Source organism: Streptococcus cristatus, from assembly GCF_963529205.1.
In the GTDB taxonomy this organism is placed as follows: Bacteria; Bacillota; Bacilli; order Lactobacillales; family Streptococcaceae; genus Streptococcus; species Streptococcus cristatus_O.
The window spans coordinates 1-16915 of record NZ_CAURYF010000019.1; the positions used below are offsets into that span (position 1 = coordinate 1).

Below are 16915 nucleotides of genomic sequence, written 5' to 3' on the forward strand. Positions count from 1 at the left end.
CATCTGAATCAGCAAGCACAAGCATGAGCAACAGCGTAAGTGCTTCAATCAGTGCTAGCCAATCAGCAAGCACAAGCATGAGCAATAGCCTATCCGCTTCAATCAGTGCTTCAGCATCAGCAAGTACAAGCATGAGCAACAGCGTAAGTGCTTCAATCAGTGCATCTGAATCAGCAAGCAACAACTCAAGTAGTACTTCAGTTTCAACAAGTACTTCAGTAAGCTTGAGTAACAGCGTAAGTACATCTACATCACTTAGCGATAGCGTTTCAAGCAGTTTGAGTACAAGTGCGTCACAACAATCTAACTCATTCAGCTATAGTAAGGGTGAGCCAACAAGCGAATCTAAACCAGAGTTTAACCTTCCTAGCTACCTTGAATCTGTAAGTGCAAGTGAATCAGTTTCACTCAGCAAATCAGTAAGTGTGTCATTGAGCGATAGTACTTCAGCATCAATCAGCGCAAGTGAGTCAGTCTCAACAAGCACAAGCTTGAGTGACAGCATTTCTGCATCAATCAGTGCAAGCAACAACTCAGGTAGCGGTTCAGGCTCAACAAGCACAAGCAATGGTTCAGGTGATGCCTCAACCTCAGCAAGCTTGAGCAACAGTGCAAGTGCTTCAATCAGTGCATCAGAATCAGCAAGCACAAGCTTGAGCAACAGCGCAAGTACCTCAGCTAGCTTGTCTGACAGTGCTTCAATCTCAAGTGCTACAAATCACTCTCAAGCACCTAAGCCACAGCCTGCACAACCAGAACAAGTCAAAGTTACTCCAAACGCTAAGGCTTTACCAAATACAGGAACTGCAAGTAACCAATTTGCTGGTCTTGGATTAGGAGTAGCTGCCTTGGCAACTGCCTCTCTTCTTGGCAAGAAGAAGAAATCAGCAGCTTCTGAAATGGATTTAGAAGACTAAGTCCCAAAAATCGACTAAAATGAAATTGTTGATATCATTTTAGCGATGAAAATAAGAACCCCAGATGGCTCAAGGCTATCTGGGGTTTTTGGCTCTTTGTCAACTGTAGTGGGTTGTTGGAAAGTCATACTCTGGAGAGGACCGAATTGGTTCTCTCCTTTTTGATATTCAAAGCGAGGAGAATTCTAGTTCTAAAATTGTCAAAGTTTCGAAAGCCGAAAGCATTGCGCTTGATGGCCTTGATGAGGTTGTTAGTAGCTTCAAGTTTTGCATTTGAGTAGGGCAGTTCCAGCGCATCCAAGATTTTGCCCTTATCTTTCAAAAAGGTCTTAAAAACAGTCTGAAAGATAGGATTCACATAAGAAATAGTATCTTCAATGAGTCCAAAGAATTGCTCAGCCTGTTTCTCATGAAAATGGAAAAGCAAGAGCTGATAGATTTCATAATGTTCTCGTAGTTCTTGAGAGTACGAGAGAAGTTTTTCTAGAATCTCTTGATTTGTCAAATGTATGCGAAAAGTTGGGCGATAAAAACGTTTATCGCTGAGTTTCTGACTATCTTGTTGAATGAGTTTCCAATAGCGTTTGATCGCCCTGTACTCGCGCGATTTTCGATCCCATTAATTCATGATTTGAACACGAACACGTCTCATAGCCCGGCTGAGATGTTGTACAATGTGAAAACGATCGAGGACGATTTTAGCATTTGGAAAGAGCTGTATGGCGATGGCGTAGTAGGGGATAAACATGTCAATAGTAATGACCTTACCCCTGTTTCGGATCTATCTAGAATAGCTAAGGAAATGATTGCGAATCGTTGCTTGAGTCCGCCCGTCCAGGATTGTGACGATCTCGAGCGAGTCAAAATCCTGCGCAATGAAGCTCATTTTTCCCTTCTTGAAGCCAGCTGAAACAGTCTCTCTCCAGACTGTTTCACTCCCAAGACAAGTGTTCTGGAAGCCAAGTCAGATCTGCCTTGCACTCGAATTCCTTTAGTTTTCGAATAACTGTGGAAGTGGAGACAGCTAAGCTTTCAGCGATGTCGGTTATAGAAAGCCTCTCCATCAGTTTTTGAGCGTTTTTCTGCTTGACGGTGGTTGCGATTGGATGATTTTTCTTGGCCAGAGAAGTATCAGAGACAGTCATTTTTCCACAGTCTGTACAGCGAAAACGGCGCTTCTTTAAGCGAATGAGGGTCTTGTATCCCGCACACTCTAGGTAGGGGATTTTAGATTCTTTCTGGAAGTCATATTTAGTCATCTGGCCTTGGCAGTGAGGGCATTTAGGAGCAGGATAATCTAGCTTAGCGAAGATTTCTTTAAGGGTTCCAGCATTTAGAACATACAAGATTATGATGTTCTTGTCTTTAATTCCCAGTAAGTTTGCGATAAAATTTCTTGTTCCATAAGATTCTTTCTAATGATGGTTTGGTCGCTTTTCATTATAGGTCTTATGGGACTTTTTTTCTCCAACAAAAGAGACTCTATAATTCCTACAGTGATTTTACCCACTACAGAAATTATTGAGCCTTTTTGATTTCTAAATAAATAATGCTATATGATTGACAAACAAAACAGACAATTGTAGAATATAATCATAAACTACAAATGTAGAAAAAGGAGAAAACAATATGACTATTTCAAAAAAGGCCTTTATCGGCATTCTATCTCTGACAGCAGCAGTTTCACTGGCTGCTTGCTCAAGCAATGCTAACCAGACAGGGAATACTGGTTCATCACAGAATACCCAAAGCCAAACATCACAGCCTGCGCAAGAACAGACTTCGCAGTCATCAGCTGCATCTTCCTCTAATCAGCCTTCGTCATCATCAAATGCAGGTCAGACCAGCAATCTAAACGGACGCTACCAAGCAAGCGACCATGATGGTGACCAGCATGTCCTAGAAATCAACGGTAGGACTGGCACTTGGACTGAAACCGAGGTCGATGGCAGTAAGGAAATCAAACAGGTACAGGTAGATACGGCTAGTCAAAGATTGATTGTCGGTGTCGATGTCAAAAGCTATCGTCAAAATGGCAATCAGCTGATTGTAGACGAACTGGATGATGATCCAGATACTCTGACCTTTACCAAGCAGTAAGCATTTCCCAATCTGCTCAGAAAAAGAGTATGCGAAGCGTAGAGAAAAAGAAACAAGAACGGTTTCGTTATATGAACTGAAGCCCTTGTTTCCTTTATTTTGTGATTTTCTTTCACGGAATGTTTCTGACTTAGGGAATCGCTATATGACTTAGTGATTTTTGTGTGAATATAGTTACCATTAGTCTCATATGTTTTTCTAGCTTGCTTCTTTATGATATAATAGTCTTCAATATCTCAAAGGAGGATAGCTTTGTTTTTAGCTTTTAAAGAGATTGTCTACAGCCGCGGACGCTATCGTTTAGTGGTTTCTGTGGTCTTTCTTATTACCTATATGGTTTTCTTTTTATCCAGTCTTTCCGTCGGTTTGGCTAGGCTCAATCGCTTGGCTTTGGACCAATGGCAGGCTGAATCAATCGTCTTGTCAGAGTATGCCAATAAGAATCTGGTTGCTTCGACTCTCAAGGAAGAGGAGTATAGTATCCTGCTTCAAGGGGACTCAATTGCGGCTTTAGGACAAATGGCAGCAGTGGCCAATTATGAAGATGGGACGGATAAACTCAATGCTCAAGTTTTTGGTCTTTCTTGGGATAGTTTTCTGGCACCAGAGGTTATTGAGGGACGCTCTGTTGAGAATGCTCATGAAGTCATTGCGGATAAGCGTCTGCAACAAAAAGGTGTGAAACTGGGCGACCAGCTCCAGCTCAATGGTAGTGAGCACCTTTATCAAGTTGTTGGCTTCACGGTGGATAATAGCTTCTTAACTCAGCCAGTTCTCTTTATGGCGCTGGAGGATTTCAGGGAATTAAAGTACGGCTCTAGTCAGGTTAAGAATATCAGCGCACTTGTGGTCAAGGATGGTCAGAAGATTGAAGAAACTGGGCTTAGTCAGCTCTCTATGAGTGATTTTATAGAAAATATCCCTGGTTATCAGCCTCAGGTTCTGACTTTTTCCTTTATGATTGGGGCCATGGTTCTGATTACCTTTTTAGTATTGGGGATTTTCATGTACATTATCACCATTCAGAAGACCCAACTTTACGGTATTATGCGTGCCCAAGGGATTGCCAGTGGGAAGATTATTGCTTCTATTTTCTGGCAGATTTTCATCCTGTCCACTCTGGGGCTCAGCTTAGCTGTCTTGGCTCTCTTGGGAACCCAGCTAGTCTTGCCGGCTTCTATGCCTTTTTACAGTGACTGGCGAGCTTATGCTGGATTGATTGTCCTGATTGTTTTCATGTCACTGGCTGGCGGGCTCTTGTCCATTCACCGGGTTCTGAAAATTGACCCTATCACAGCGATCGGAGGTGAGTAAATGTCAATCATAGAACTAAAAGGAGTTACAAAAGAATATGGCCAGGGGCATACGCTGGTTCAAGCCCTGAAACCAACTGATTTCCAACTGGAAGCAGGGCAGTTTGTAGCTATTATTGGGCCATCAGGGTCGGGTAAAACAACCTTTCTTACCTTGCTAGGGCATTTACAAACGCCTTCAAAAGGACAGATTCTCCTACATGGGAAAGATACCTCCCAGCTTAAGGAAAAGGAAAGGGCTGCTCTGCGTTTCAATGATTTCGGCTTTATTTTGCAGACTTCCAATCTCATTCCTTTTTTGAAAATCGAAGACCAGTTCCAGCTGATTGACCGCTTATCTAAAAAGGAAAGGACGGATCTAGACGGTCTGATTGAGTTGCTAGATCTAAAAGGAACTCTCAAGCAGTATCCCAAAGAATTGTCCGGCGGAGAACGGCAGAGAGCTGCTATCGCTAGAGCGCTTTACAATAGCCCTGATATTATCTTGGCTGATGAGCCGACAGCTAGTCTGGATACGGAGCGGGCTAAGCGCGTGGTCCATCTGCTCAAAGAAGTGACCCAGAAATTCCATAAGAGCGTGGTCATGATTACCCATGATACCCGCCTACTGGACGAGGTTGACAAGGTCTATGAAATGCAAGACGGAGTGCTGACTCAAGTCCGATGAAGATGTAGCCCAACAAAAAATAGTTTGGGACAAGGAGAGTGCCACGATTCATGATCAGGCAAATTCTCAGCTAGATTGAATAGACAAATAAACACGGTTCTATTTTTCAAGAACCGTGTTTCGTTTTCTTCGCCTTTTGGTGATTTTCAGGATTTATTTTGGTAGTACGGGCTTTGTGGAGGAGGACCTCCAACCAGCTGCGTTTTTGGATGCGCTCTCTGGCCTGTCCATTCTTTCGACTTTCTAGGTATTCGCCTAGATTTTTTGCTTTGATAAACTCTGTGATTCCCATATTATTTTCCTAGGCAGAATTGGCTGAAGAGCTGGGTGATGAGTTCGTCTGGTGCGGCGTCTCCAGTGATTTCACCAAGGATTTCCCAAGTACGAGTCAGATCGACTTGGAGGAGATCCACTGGCATGCCCATTTCCAGTCCCTGATTGACGGCTTGCAGGCTTTCGACAGCCTTTTCGATGAGAGAGATGTGGCGAGCATTGGACAGATAGGTGGCGTCTTGCTCGACAATGCCAGCATTTTCAAAGAAGAGCTGATTGATACGATCCTCGATTTTATCAATATTTTGGTTGTGGAGGACGGAAATCTTGATAGCATCTGCTGGTAGCTGGTTTAGTTCAATCTTCTCTTCAAGGTCAGTCTTATTCAGCAGGACGATGCGATTGCTGTCTTGGCTGATTTCAAGCAATTGTTTGTCTTGGTCAGTTAGTTGCTCGCTGGCATTGAGAACCAAGAGAACCAAGTCAGCTTCCTGTAAGGCTTTTTTAGAGCGCTCCACGCCAATCTGCTCCACAAGATCATCCGTTTCCCGAATGCCTGCGGTGTCAATGAGCTTGAGCGGTACGCCGTTGATATTGACGTACTCCTCGATCACATCACGAGTCGTCCCCTCGATATCGGTCACAATGGCCTTGTCCTCACGCAGAAGATTGTTGAGGAGGCTGGATTTACCAACATTAGGTCGACCGATGATAGCAGTAGAAATACCTTCTCGCAGAATCTTACCGCGTCGGGCAGTTTTGAGAAGATGGGTCAGAAGTTTCTCAAATTCAAGTGTTTTTTCACGAATGATTTCCGTCGTTGCTTCCTCAACATCGTCGTACTCAGGATAGTCAATATTGACCTCGACCTGAGCCAGTGTATTGAGGATTTCCTGACGGGTGCTGTTGATAAGTTCAGAAAGAGAGCCGTCCAGCTGCTTGACAGCATTGTTCATAGCTTTATCTGTCTTGGCCCGGATGATGTCCATGACAGCCTCAGCCTGAGTCAAATCCACGCGCCCGTTAAGAAAGGCCCGTTTGGTAAATTCGCCAGGCTCTGCCATTCTAGCCCCTTCTCGGATAGCCAGCTGTAGGATTTCATTAGTCACCGCAATCCCGCCGTGGGTGTTGATCTCGATGATATCCTCGCGCGTGAAGGTCTTGGGAGAGCGCATAGCGCCGACCATGACCTCATCCAGAATCTCCTGATTTTGAGGGTCGATGATATGGCCGTAGTTGAGTGTGTGGCTGGCCACTTTGCTTAAGTTTTTGCCTTTAAAGATTTTTTGGGCAATAGCAAAGCTGTCAGTCCCGCTTAGTCTGACGATACCGATGGCTCCTTCCCCAAGAGGGGTCGAAATAGCAGCGATGGTATCAAATTCTCGTGTTATCATGTATATCCTTTCTGAAAGCTTATTTAATAAGCTTTTCCTACCAGTTCGCCCCAAATTCGTCCAAAAAGTTTTTGAGATTTGTACATCATTTTGTCCTTGCTTTGCATTAATTAATAGGTATAATGGGAAAGTGGTAGTTAAATCCTTGTGTCTTAGTAAAATGCGACTGACGGCTAGAGTTCTTTCAAATATTGGTAGAAGATAAACAGCTGTTGGGTAGGAAATTTATTTTACTCTAAACCTGTTCCTATCTTGCTAGTCAGTAGGAAAGAACCGTCTTCATTTTTTGAAAAAGTTAGGATGACGGCTTGATATTTGCTTCCTCCTGGTAAGTAGGTGATGGTTTTTAATTCAGAGCCGCTGACAGTGGAAGTGGTTTCGTCAGTTGGTTTGCCGTGGTCGCGAATGACGTCGTCGTATTTTGTTCCGCCTGCACCTCTTTTCAAAATATCGCCCTCTTTGAGTGCATCAAATTCTGCTTTTGTCCATGTAAACTTCGTACTTTCTTCTTCTTTTTCTTTTTCTATTTTTCTTTCTGACGAATCAAAATAGGAACTATAAGAGTTTGTCAGAGCATCAAGTCCTTTTCCCACTTCATTGAACATACGGGAATAGAATGATAGAGTGACCAGTGCGATGATTAAGGAGAAAAAGGAAATAACAGAGCCAATAATGGCCAAAGTTTTCGGTTTCTTTTGGTTAATAATGAGACCGATAATAGCAAGGATAAGAGCAATAGTACCGATAAAAAAAGATAGATAATTGATGATTGGTATCCAGGAGCCAAGTAAAGCGATTGCTCCAAAGACAATGGCTAAAATACCTAAAACTTTATTTTCTTGCTGCATCATAACAACCTCCTCAGATTTTCTATAGCTTACTACTTGAAATATGTATTTCTTTTAGTAATTTGCCTATCTTCATTGTAGCGTAAAATAGAACTAGGAGCAAGATTTTAAGGAGATTTTCGTGAAATGGAGCACTGTTAAAACGTGAAGAACCGTTTAAAGAGCTGAAAACACTTTCAAATTTCAAAGAATTGTGATATACTAAACATAGTTGATTTGAGGAGGTGCTATGGAAACTCTAAAGAAACTAGCAGGCATCAAGGCTGCTGAATTTGTCGAAGACGGGATGGTGGTCGGTCTGGGAACAGGTTCGACTGCTTACTATTTTGTCGAGGAAATTGGTCGACGTATCAAAGAGGAAGGCTTGCAGATTACTGCAGTCACCACCTCTAGCGTGACTAGCAAGCAAGCAGAAGGCTTGGGCATTCCGCTGAAATCCATCGATGAAGTGGATCAGGTCGATGTGACCGTTGATGGAGCTGATGAAGTGGATCCTCAGTTCAATGGCATCAAAGGCGGAGGCGGAGCCCTGTTGATGGAGAAAGTTGTCGCGACACCTACCAAGGACTACATCTGGGTGGTCGATGAGAGCAAATTGGTTCAAAAGCTAGGCGCTTTCAAGCTGCCAGTCGAAGTAGTGCAATATGGTGCGGAGCAAGTTTTCCGTCGCTTTGCTGAGGCAGGCTACAAGCCAAGTTTCCGTGAAAAAAATGGTCAACGTTTTATCACGGATATGCAGAACTTCATTATTGATCTAGATTTAGGTGTAATCGAAAATCCAGTCGAATTTGGCCGAGAATTAGATCATATCGTGGGCGTTGTTGAGCACGGCCTTTTCACCCAAATGGTCAACAAGGTGATCGTCGCTGGTCAAGGTGGCGTAAACATTTTAGAAGCAAATAACTAGAAAAGAGGTTTTCATGTCAAAATTTAATCGTATTCACTTAGTCGTTATGGACTCAGTCGGCATTGGGGCAGCACCAGATGCTAACAATTTTGTTAATGCAGGAGTGCCAGATGGAGCTTCCGATACGCTGGGACATATTTCCAAAGCAGTCGGTCTAGACGTGCCAAACATGGCTAAGCTGGGCTTGGGCAATATCGAGCGTGAGCAAGCGCTGAAAACTGTACCAGCTGAGGAAAATCCAAGTGCTTACTATACTAAATTAGAAGAAGTTTCTTTAGGTAAAGATACCATGACAGGTCACTGGGAAATCATGGGTCTGAACATTACTGAGCCTTTTGATACTTTCTGGAATGGCTTCCCAGAGGAAATCTTGACTAAAATTGAAGAATTTTCTGGTCGCAAAGTTATTCGTGAGGCGAACAAACCTTATTCTGGCACGGCAGTTATTGACGACTTCGGGCCTCGTCAGATGGAAACTGGCGAATTGATTATCTATACTTCTGCAGATCCAGTTCTTCAAATTGCGGCCCACGAAGAAGTGATTCCTTTGGAAGAGCTCTATCGTATCTGTGAATTCGCCCGCTCTATTACCTTGGAACGCCCTGCGCTTCTAGGACGGATCATCGCTCGCCCTTATGTAGGTGAGCCAGGCAACTTCACTCGTACAGCCAATCGCCATGACTATGCAGTTTCTCCATTTGAGCCAACTGTTTTGGATAAACTCAATGAAGCAGGTATTGATACCTATTCTGTTGGTAAGATTAACGATATCTTCAATGGCGCTGGTATTAACCACGACATGGGTCACAATCAATCCAATAATCATGGAGTGGACAATCTAGTCAAGGCTATCCAGTCTGAGGACTTCAAGTACGGCTTCTCATTTACCAACTTGGTAGACTTCGATGCTCTTTATGGTCACCGTCGTGACCCGCATGGCTACCGTGATTGTCTGCAGGAGTTTGACGCTCGCTTGCCAGAAATCATTGAAAACATGCGGGAAGACGACTTGCTCATGATTACCGCTGACCATGGTAATGACCCGACCTATGCCGGAACAGATCACACTCGTGAGTACATTCCGCTCTTGGTCTTTGGTAAATCCCTCAAGGGGAATGGTCACTTGCCTGTCGGACACTTTGCGGATATCTCAGCTACCGTTGCTGAAAACTTCGGAGTAGACAAGGCCATGATTGGTCAAAGCTTCTTGGACAAATTGGTATAAGCATAGAGAGTGAGGAAAATATTTTATGGCAACATTATCTGAGAAAATCAAAGCAACAGCCGCCTTCTTGAAAGAAAAAGGGATGACAGAACCTGAATTCGGCTTGATCCTGGGATCTGGTTTGGGAGAATTGGCTTCTGAAATCGAAACTGCCGTTAGTCTTGACTATGCGGACATTCCAAACTGGGGCCGCTCAACTGTCGTTGGGCACGCTGGTAAATTAGTCTATGGAGATTTGGCAGGGCGCAAAGTCTTGGCACTGCAAGGTCGTTTCCATTTCTACGAAGGAAATCCTCTCGAAGTTGTCACTTTCCCGGTGCGCGTGATGAAGGCTCTTGGTGCGACAGGTGTTATTGTGACAAATGCTGCCGGTGGTATTGGATATGGTCCTGGTACGCTTATGGCGATTACTGACCACATCAATATGACGGGTCAAAATCCTTTGATTGGTGAAAACTTGGATGAATTTGGCCCACGTTTCCCTGATATGTCTAAATCTTACACTCCAGAATACAGTGCAACTGCTCATCAAGTCGCTGATAAGCTTGGTATTAAGCTGGATGATGGTGTCTATATCGGTGTTACCGGTCCAACTTACGAAACGCCAGCAGAAATCCGTGCTTATAAGACACTCGGAGCAGATGCAGTTGGCATGTCTACTGTTCCTGAAGTTATTGTGGCAGCCCACTCAGGCTTGAAAGTTCTCGGTATTTCATGTATTACTAACCATGCTGCTGGTTTCCAAGAAGAACTCAACCATGAGGAAGTTGTGGAAGTAACAGAACGTGTCAAAGGTGATTTCAAACGACTACTTAAAGCGATTCTTGCTGAATTGTAAGAAAATAAAACATTAAACGAAAGAAAGGTAGAGCGTGTGTTCAAATTTGAACACGAGCGGAAAACTTGGAAAATAGATAATCTGACTGAGAAATCAGGATTTCTCGTCAGATTCCTAATTTTCAGTCGTTTTCTTGTCGCTCTTTGTATCATAAATTATGTCTATCCATATTGCTGCTAAGCAGGGCGAAATTGCTGATAAAATTCTTCTTCCGGGGGATCCTCTTCGTGCTAAGTTTATTGCGGAGAATTTCCTAGAAGATGCCGTTTGCTTTAACGAAGTGCGGAACATGTTTGGTTACACTGGTACTTACAAGGGTCAGCGGGTTTCCGTCATGGGAACTGGGATGGGAATGCCGTCTATTTCTATCTATGCGCGTGAGCTGATTGTGGACTACGGTGTGAAAAAGCTGATTCGTGTGGGAACGGCTGGCTCGCTCAATGCAGATGTCCACGTTCGTGAATTGGTTCTGGCGCAAGCGGCTGCGACCAACTCAAACATTATCCGCAATGACTGGCCTCAGTATGATTTTCCTCAGATTGCCAGCTTTGATTTGCTGGACAGGGCTTATCATATTGCCAAAGAACTTGGTATGACCACCCACGTTGGGAACGTTTTGTCATCAGATGTTTTCTATTCGAACTATTTTGAGAAAAATATTGAGCTGGGTAAATGGGGCGTGAAAGCTGTTGAAATGGAAGCTGCGGCACTTTACTATCTGGCTGCTCAGCACCAAGTAGATGCTCTGGCTATCATGACCATTTCTGATAGTTTGGTCAATCCTGACGAAGATACGACAGCAGAGGAACGCCAAAATACCTTCACCGATATGATGAAGGTTGGTTTGGAAACCCTGATTGATTAAGCATGAATCTAGATTTAAAAGAGGAGATTCTCTTTGCGATTTCCCGTTATGACTATGCTTATGCCTATAAACTGGCGCAGAAGTTGATGGGAAGTTCCTCGATTGTAACCAGCCTGTTGGCTATTCTGGCAGAGCGCAGAGAGCTCAATATTCTGCCAGCCATGGATGAAGAGTTGAAGACTGCCTTGCAGACGCAAAGCGGTTTTCAGCTTTTTTGTCATACCGATTTGGCTGATGAGCAGCTGGCCAACTATCTCTATGATTTGGAAGCCAAGCTGCGCAATGAGCAGATTATTGACTTCGTTCGAGCGGTCAGCCCAGCGATTTATCGGATTTTCATGCGCTTGATCAAGCTGGAAATTCCTGATATTGACCACTTTATCCATAATTCTCGTGAGGCCAGCTATGACCGTTGGAAGTTTGAGCGGATGCGGGAGTCGGACTATACCGTCTTACAGCTTTTCCATGCGGAAAGCACGGTCAATTCATCTAGTCTGACAGAGTTGATTTTGCATTTGGATCTGCCAGAGTCTGTCAAGGAAGAGGTCAGACAGCTGCGGGAATTGGAAAAGTCAGTCCGAAATCCGCTGGCTCATCTGATTAAGCCCTTTGATGAGGCAGAATTATATCGGACAACCGGCTTTTCCTCCCAGCATTTTATGGAGATTTTGGTGGACTTGGCGCGCTTCACAGGGATTGTCTACGATCGGGACCATTTTTATTTTGATGAGGCAAATCGCTTGGTTAGAGCTTTATTGACAGGAGAGGAAAATGGATAAAATACAGCAGTTGCAAGACATGATTGACCAAAGTCAGAATATCGTTTTTTTCGGTGGGGCGGGCGTCTCGACCGAGTCTAATATCCCTGACTTTCGCAGTTCGGATGGGATTTACAGTGTCAAGCTGGGTCGGCATTTTACAGCAGAGCAGCTGGTTTCACATACTATGTTTGAGCGCTATCCGCAGGAGTTTTTCGACTTTTACAAGAAATACCTGCTCTATCCAGATGCCAAGCCCAATGCGGCTCACGCCTATCTGGCTCATTTGGAGAAGAACGGCAAGCTCAAGGCTGTGGTGACGCAAAATATTGACAGCCTGCACGAAATGGCTGGTTCAAAAAATGTCCTCAAGTTGCATGGCAGTGCGGATAGGAATTTCTGTCAGGGCTGTCAGCGCTTTTATGATTTAGCGGCTTTTCTTGCTCTGCCTGGGATGGTGCCTTACTGCCCTGACTGCGGTGGCATGATCAAGCCCGATGTGACCCTCTATGAAGAGCCCTTAGATATGGAGACTTTCCAGCAAGCCGCGCAGGCCATTCATCAAGCCGACCTGCTGATCATCGGGGGCACCTCCTTGGTGGTCTATCCCGCAGCCAGTCTCATCCAGTACTTTGCTGGCAAGCATTTGGTCGTTATCAACAAGACCAGCATTCCACAGGACAAGCAAGCTGACCTCGTTATCGAAGGCAAGATTGGGGAAGTTTTGGGAAAATTACGACGATAAAAGAACACCTGATGTGAGCATTGGATGCTTGTTTCAGGTGTTTTACTTTATTTATCAAACTGTACTTCCTCGATCAGATATTCGATAAAGCGCTCGCCCATCTTGGACAGGCTGGCTTTTTCGTGCTGGATATAGACCAGCTCGATCGGGTCATCGATGTCCAGTGGGATAGAGACGATATTATCACCGTTGAGGTTGCTGTTGAGAATACCGGTCGCAATCGTGTAGCCGTCCAGACCGATCAAAAGGTTAAAGAGGGTTGCACGGTCGCTGACGACGATAGATTTTTTATGGTGCTCCTGAGAGAGAATTTCCTCAGAAAAGTAGAAGGAGTTGTGAGTCCCTTGGTCATAGCTGAGATAAGGGAAATCTTCTAAATCTGACAGTTGTACCAGCTTTTTCTTGGCCAGCGGATTGGATTTGCTGACAAAGATATGGGGCTGTGCTGTGAAGAGGTGGGTCGCAATCAGATGGCTATCATCCAGCATTTTAGAGAGGACATCACGGTTATAGCTGTTGAGGAAGAGGACACCGATCTCGCTGCGGAAGTTTTTCACATCGTCAATAATTTCCCAAGTCCGAGTTTCCCGCAGAAAGAGCTCGTATTTCTCCATATCGCTTTTTTTTAGCAGGGAGACGAAGGCATTGACTACAAAGGCATAGTGCTGGGCAGAGACGCTAAAAAGCTCGCGGTGGGCGACAGGATTTTTGTATCGCTCTTCTAGAAGCTGAGTCTGCTCCACCACTTGGCGGGCATAGGAAAGAAACTCCATGCCGTCCTTGGTCAAGGTGATTCCTTTGGGATTACGAATGAAAATCTCGATGCCCATTTCATTTTCCAAATCTCGCACAGCGTTAGACAAGCTAGGCTGGGTGATAAAAAGTTGCTTGGCAGCCTCGTTCATGCTGCCTGTCTCGACGATTTTGATAATGTAGTGTAATTGTTGAATTCTCATAGGTCTATTTTATCACAAACTGGTGATTTTTTCCTGATAAATCAGAAGTTTAGAAAATGTTTGCTTGCTAAAGTTTCCTATGCTAAAATGAAGGAAATAAGGAGGGCGATATGGCCAAAGATGATGACTATAAAAATCGTTCGGTAGGACTACCCATCGCTATTTTTATAGTATTTTTGACAATTTGCTTAATGATTCCACTTGGGAAGGTGACGATCATGTGGGGGCTGAACTCTGCTTATGAGGGACTTGGGCGAAGCAGTGTGTCTTCATCTGTTCGTCAAAAATCACCAGAGGAGCTTGAGCTAGAGGAGAAAGTTGTTGATAGAGGAAACCATCTTTTTAAATGGATAACTGATGACATCATCAATCTGCAAATTAAGGATACTGCAGCTGGTCAAAACGGAGCTTCTCTGGATCAAATCCTTGAAAAGCATGGCAAGGCTTCAAGCTTTTTTTATACTAAGAGCAATGGGAATATTGAATTAAACTATACAAGTGAGATTACTCAAGGCCGTCATAGTAGTTTAAGGTTGACATTTGAAAAAGATGGAACAAGCTATCATCTCATTAGAAAGAGCGCGAATATTCTTGATGAGGCCTATCCAACTTTGTCTCAGGGAGATAGTCCCCATCTCTGGACAAAGGATGAAATTGCAGGTTTACAAGTTCGTGACGAGAGCAGAGGTCATCCTGGTATGTCCTACGAAGAAATCGTTCAATTATTTGGTCTGCCTCGAGAATCAGAAGTATTTATTTCGCGCTTGGACGCGGCAGATAGTCAGCATATTGGCTTGGACCTCCAATACTTAACATCAGATGAAAGATATGATAATGAATGGGTTCATTTAATCTTACACCGTCCAGAAGATGGCGTCTTTCGGTTGACGACAGTTACTAGTCATATCGATAGAACAGAAAGATAGGTGGTTATATGGCCTTCTTTGGTAGCCAAAGTAATCAGACAGGATAATCTGAATGGCGGAGAGTCTGGCACTTTCTCAAGTATATACAAACAGACTCAAGCACATTTTGCAATTTCAATCTATTCGTGATATGATGAGTTTTTAGACTGACAAGGAGTCGTTATGAAGAGACAAGAAGATTCGTTTGAAGATCTTGCTTTTGAGTTAGAAAAGCAAACCTATAAGTCCAAGTTTTTACCATTCATGGTGGTAGCTATTGTTGTATTTTCTATCATTGGAACAGTTTTTTTGACACTTTCTCTGTCAGAAAAAAGCAAAGCTAAGCAGGCGCCAATTTCGTCTAGCCAGATTAGTTCATCATCAAATAGTTTGGAAGATGAGAAAGCTGAAGCAGAACAATTCGCTAAAAGTCTTATCGTTTCTCCAGAAAAAAGCGGTCCCTTTCTTTGGACAGTTGAAAAGGCAGTCGCGCTTCCCATAAACAAATACAAGGGTGGAGCCTTCTTAGAAGATGTTTTAAAGGAATTTGGGAAACCAGTTCAAGGTGAGGCCTGGATTGATTTTTTGCCAAATCATAAAGTTCAAAAGCATATTCGCCTTATCTGGAAATCGAAAAATGGTAGTATGGGCTATGTATCTTTAACCTTTGCTGAATTTGATGGTGTCTATAAGGTTATTTCAAAATACCATTTTAGTCTTTCAAGTGATAAAATTCAGGTGGATAACAATCCTAAAAGATCCTTTTTATGGACGCAAGAATACATCGATAGTCTTGTTATTGGTGCTAGAGAAGGAACAGCTAAAGGTACACCATATGATGAGATTGTTTTAAAAGTCGGCTTACCTCTACATCAGACGATTTCTGGAGACGACAATCAACTGAAGATGCGGGTTGATTATGTTAATCCAGATTCTTGGCAAAATCCAGAACAATTGAAAAGAGTTCATTTAGAATTCTACAAGCAAGAAGATGGTATATGGCGTTTGGTGTCTAAAGAGAGTACGTAAACTAAATCGATAAGAAAGAGGAGAAAAATGAGGAGGAGTAGCAAGAAAAAGCGTGATCTTCATTCATTTAGAGAGATCAAAAGAGACCTTTATCGTCAACAAAAGCTAAAACGAGAAGAGCTCAGAATGATGACGATGAAGGAGGAGAAAAAAAGAATTAGCTTGGCTTTTACCCTTCTTTGTTTGGCAATCTCATTTGCTTTGTTCTTTGGCTTCTATTATTTATCGCAACAGGTTCCTAATAAAGCTGAATTGAAGTACAAATATGACGATAGGACCTCATCAGTTAGTGGAGCCAGCTCGGCTAGTCAGCAAAATGATGATGAATCAAAATTGACCCAAGAACAAAAGGAACTGAAAAAGAAAATTGTTGAGGAAGATGAAGAGAAGTTTGCTTTTAATTGGACGTTAGACAATTTTGTAGAGCTAAAGCGAGTTAAGGGAGGATGGGGCAATCATCCAACTTTAGAAGAAGTCATTGCGAAATACGGTAAGGCTTCAGATGTTAGTTTTGCTAAAAAAGAAGTGACACTGACTTATAAGACAAGAATTATAGATGTTCCGAGATATGGCGCGTCGGGACATCCTCAGGAAATCAGTTTGAGCTTTTATGACCCTGATTCAAATGGGAAGACCTACTATTTGATAAATAAAAGTGCAGTATATTTAGATGACAGTAGATATCTTCCAGCGACAAAAGATGAATTTGTCTTTAAGTGGAAATCAGAAGATATGGATACATTAAAAATAGGTGATTGGCGGTATGGCAAAGGCGGGATGACTTATCAAGAGGTTGTTGAGCGTTTTGGATTGCCTTCACATACAAATATTTCGGGAAGTGATACAGATTATAGTCCGTTAACATTGCAAGTGAATTATATTAATATTCGTCGTTCAAATACAGAACGGAAAAGTGACAGGGTGTCCTTGAATTTTAGAAGACAGGAGGATGGCAGTTTTTGTTTGGCAGATGTAACAAGCGAATTTGATAAGAGCTGGTAAGACTGTGATTCCTGATAGAACATTTGAAAGATCTTATGTTTTTTCTATCTTGACAATCCTTGTCGCTAACGATATAATATTTACAATTTAACCTTTAATTAAGTCCAGTGAGGCTGCAAGGTAGGGAAAACGGTATAAGGGGCAATTTGACTGCCTCGTTTTTTGCAAAACCT

17 protein-coding genes and 1 pseudogene are annotated in these 16915 nt (G+C 43.1%); 13 read left to right on the plus strand and 5 right to left on the minus strand.

The genetic code is table 11. From position 1 onward, the window contains the following. Window positions 1-917: LPXTG cell wall anchor domain-containing protein (locus RWS39_RS05420; protein WP_314481219.1), on the plus strand; the 917-nt coding region annotated here is incomplete at its 5' end. Between the two features lie 124 nt (window positions 918-1041). Here the strand turns inward: RWS39_RS05420 and RWS39_RS05425 are convergent. Next, window positions 1042-2305: pseudogene (locus RWS39_RS05425) on the minus strand (ISL3 family transposase). 241 nt (window positions 2306-2546) lie between these two features. Here RWS39_RS05425 and RWS39_RS05430 point away from each other — a divergent pair. The 3 genes from RWS39_RS05430 (at window position 2547) to RWS39_RS05440 (ending at window position 4997) form a co-directional block, all read left to right on the plus strand. Continuing rightward, window positions 2547-3017, plus strand: a complete 471-nt coding sequence (locus RWS39_RS05430) for an SP_0198 family lipoprotein (RefSeq protein WP_314481220.1) — start codon at window positions 2547-2549, stop codon at window positions 3015-3017. 252 nt (window positions 3018-3269) lie between these two features. Next, window positions 3270-4331, plus strand: a complete 1062-nt coding sequence (locus tag RWS39_RS05435; RefSeq protein ID WP_314481221.1) for an ABC transporter permease — start codon at window positions 3270-3272, stop codon at window positions 4329-4331. After that, window positions 4332-4997: an ABC transporter ATP-binding protein gene (locus RWS39_RS05440; protein ID WP_314481223.1), complete on the plus strand. Its 666-nt coding sequence runs from the start codon at window positions 4332-4334 to the stop codon at window positions 4995-4997. Window positions 4998-5103: 106 nt separating this feature from the next. Here the strand turns inward: RWS39_RS05440 and RWS39_RS05445 are convergent, their stop codons facing one another. The 3 genes from RWS39_RS05445 to RWS39_RS05455 form a co-directional block, all read right to left on the minus strand. Continuing rightward, the gene (locus RWS39_RS05445; RefSeq protein ID WP_314481225.1) at window positions 5104-5289 is read right to left on the minus strand and encodes a hypothetical protein; all 186 of its coding nucleotides are present in this window, start codon (window positions 5287-5289) and stop codon (window positions 5104-5106) included. A 1-nt stretch (window position 5290) separates the two neighbouring features. Beyond that, entirely contained in the window at window positions 5291-6664 is a 1374-nt protein-coding gene (mnmE, locus tag RWS39_RS05450) for a tRNA uridine-5-carboxymethylaminomethyl(34) synthesis GTPase MnmE (protein ID WP_314481227.1), read from the minus strand. A gap of 230 nt (window positions 6665-6894) precedes the next feature. Then, entirely contained in the window at window positions 6895-7512 is a 618-nt protein-coding gene (locus RWS39_RS05455; RefSeq protein WP_390896045.1) for a CD20-like domain-containing protein, read from the minus strand. Window positions 7513-7741: 229 nt separating this feature from the next. Between RWS39_RS05455 and rpiA the strand changes: the two genes are divergently transcribed. The 6 genes from rpiA to RWS39_RS05485 all read left to right on the plus strand — a co-directional run bounded on the left by rpiA (window position 7742) and on the right by RWS39_RS05485 (window position 12850). Further along, on the plus strand, window positions 7742-8419 hold the full coding sequence (gene rpiA / locus RWS39_RS05460; protein ID WP_314481231.1) for a ribose-5-phosphate isomerase RpiA: 678 nt from the start codon (window positions 7742-7744) through the stop codon (window positions 8417-8419). Window positions 8420-8432: 13 nt separating this feature from the next. Further along, entirely contained in the window at window positions 8433-9644 is a 1212-nt protein-coding gene (locus RWS39_RS05465; protein WP_314481233.1) for a phosphopentomutase, read from the plus strand. Between the two features lie 25 nt (window positions 9645-9669). Next, window positions 9670-10482, plus strand: a complete 813-nt coding sequence (locus RWS39_RS05470; protein ID WP_314481235.1) for a purine-nucleoside phosphorylase — start codon at window positions 9670-9672, stop codon at window positions 10480-10482. A 157-nt stretch (window positions 10483-10639) separates the two neighbouring features. Further along, window positions 10640-11347 carry a purine-nucleoside phosphorylase gene (gene deoD, locus RWS39_RS05475; protein WP_314481237.1) on the plus strand — a complete coding sequence of 236 codons (708 nt, stop codon included), beginning with the start codon at window positions 10640-10642 and terminating at the stop codon, window positions 11345-11347. 2 nt (window positions 11348-11349) lie between these two features. Further along, entirely contained in the window at window positions 11350-12126 is a 777-nt protein-coding gene (locus tag RWS39_RS05480) for a hypothetical protein (RefSeq protein WP_314481239.1), read from the plus strand. Further along, window positions 12119-12850 (plus strand): NAD-dependent protein deacylase, encoded by a 732-nt coding sequence (locus RWS39_RS05485; protein WP_314481241.1) that lies wholly within the window; start codon window positions 12119-12121, stop codon window positions 12848-12850. Before RWS39_RS05480 ends, RWS39_RS05485 begins: the two co-directional genes overlap by 8 nt. A 47-nt stretch (window positions 12851-12897) precedes the next feature. Here the strand turns inward: RWS39_RS05485 and RWS39_RS05490 are convergent, their stop codons facing one another. Next, window positions 12898-13806 (minus strand): LysR family transcriptional regulator, encoded by a 909-nt coding sequence (locus tag RWS39_RS05490; RefSeq protein ID WP_005589634.1) that lies wholly within the window; start codon window positions 13804-13806, stop codon window positions 12898-12900. A 110-nt stretch (window positions 13807-13916) separates the two neighbouring features. Here RWS39_RS05490 and RWS39_RS05495 point away from each other — a divergent pair, with 110 nt between their 5' ends. From RWS39_RS05495 to RWS39_RS05505, 3 genes are all read left to right on the plus strand, one after another. Next, a complete protein-coding gene (locus RWS39_RS05495) occupies window positions 13917-14732 on the plus strand; it encodes a hypothetical protein (RefSeq protein ID WP_314481246.1) in 816 nt (271 codons plus the stop codon). 162 nt (window positions 14733-14894) lie between these two features. Beyond that, entirely contained in the window at window positions 14895-15740 is an 846-nt protein-coding gene (locus RWS39_RS05500) for a hypothetical protein (RefSeq protein WP_314481248.1), read from the plus strand. Window positions 15741-15767: 27 nt separating this feature from the next. Continuing rightward, window positions 15768-16742, plus strand: a complete 975-nt coding sequence (locus RWS39_RS05505; protein ID WP_314481250.1) for a hypothetical protein — start codon at window positions 15768-15770, stop codon at window positions 16740-16742. Window positions 16743-16915 lie beyond the last annotated feature (173 nt).

Coding starts and splice junctions, on each gene's coding strand:
- RWS39_RS05430 (WP_314481220.1), top strand. CDS start 2,547: ATGACTATTTCAAAAAAGGCCTTTATCGGCATTCTATCTCTGACAGCA.
- RWS39_RS05485 (WP_314481241.1), top strand. CDS start 12,119: ATGGATAAAATACAGCAGTTGCAAGACATGATTGACCAAAGTCAGAAT.
- RWS39_RS05465 (WP_314481233.1), top strand. CDS start 8,433: ATGTCAAAATTTAATCGTATTCACTTAGTCGTTATGGACTCAGTCGGC.
- RWS39_RS05505 (WP_314481250.1), top strand. CDS start 15,768: ATGAGGAGGAGTAGCAAGAAAAAGCGTGATCTTCATTCATTTAGAGAG.
- RWS39_RS05490 (WP_005589634.1), bottom strand. CDS start 13,806: ATGAGAATTCAACAATTACACTACATTATCAAAATCGTCGAGACAGGC.
- RWS39_RS05455 (WP_390896045.1), bottom strand. CDS start 7,512: ATGCAGCAAGAAAATAAAGTTTTAGGTATTTTAGCCATTGTCTTTGGA.
- RWS39_RS05495 (WP_314481246.1), top strand. CDS start 13,917: ATGGCCAAAGATGATGACTATAAAAATCGTTCGGTAGGACTACCCATC.
- RWS39_RS05445 (WP_314481225.1), bottom strand. CDS start 5,289: ATGGGAATCACAGAGTTTATCAAAGCAAAAAATCTAGGCGAATACCTA.
- RWS39_RS05500 (WP_314481248.1), top strand. CDS start 14,895: ATGAAGAGACAAGAAGATTCGTTTGAAGATCTTGCTTTTGAGTTAGAA.
- RWS39_RS05470 (WP_314481235.1), top strand. CDS start 9,670: ATGGCAACATTATCTGAGAAAATCAAAGCAACAGCCGCCTTCTTGAAA.
- RWS39_RS05440 (WP_314481223.1), top strand. CDS start 4,332: ATGTCAATCATAGAACTAAAAGGAGTTACAAAAGAATATGGCCAGGGG.
- mnmE (WP_314481227.1), bottom strand. CDS start 6,664: ATGATAACACGAGAATTTGATACCATCGCTGCTATTTCGACCCCTCTT.
- RWS39_RS05480 (WP_314481239.1), top strand. CDS start 11,350: ATGAATCTAGATTTAAAAGAGGAGATTCTCTTTGCGATTTCCCGTTAT.
- deoD (WP_314481237.1), top strand. CDS start 10,640: ATGTCTATCCATATTGCTGCTAAGCAGGGCGAAATTGCTGATAAAATT.
- rpiA (WP_314481231.1), top strand. CDS start 7,742: ATGGAAACTCTAAAGAAACTAGCAGGCATCAAGGCTGCTGAATTTGTC.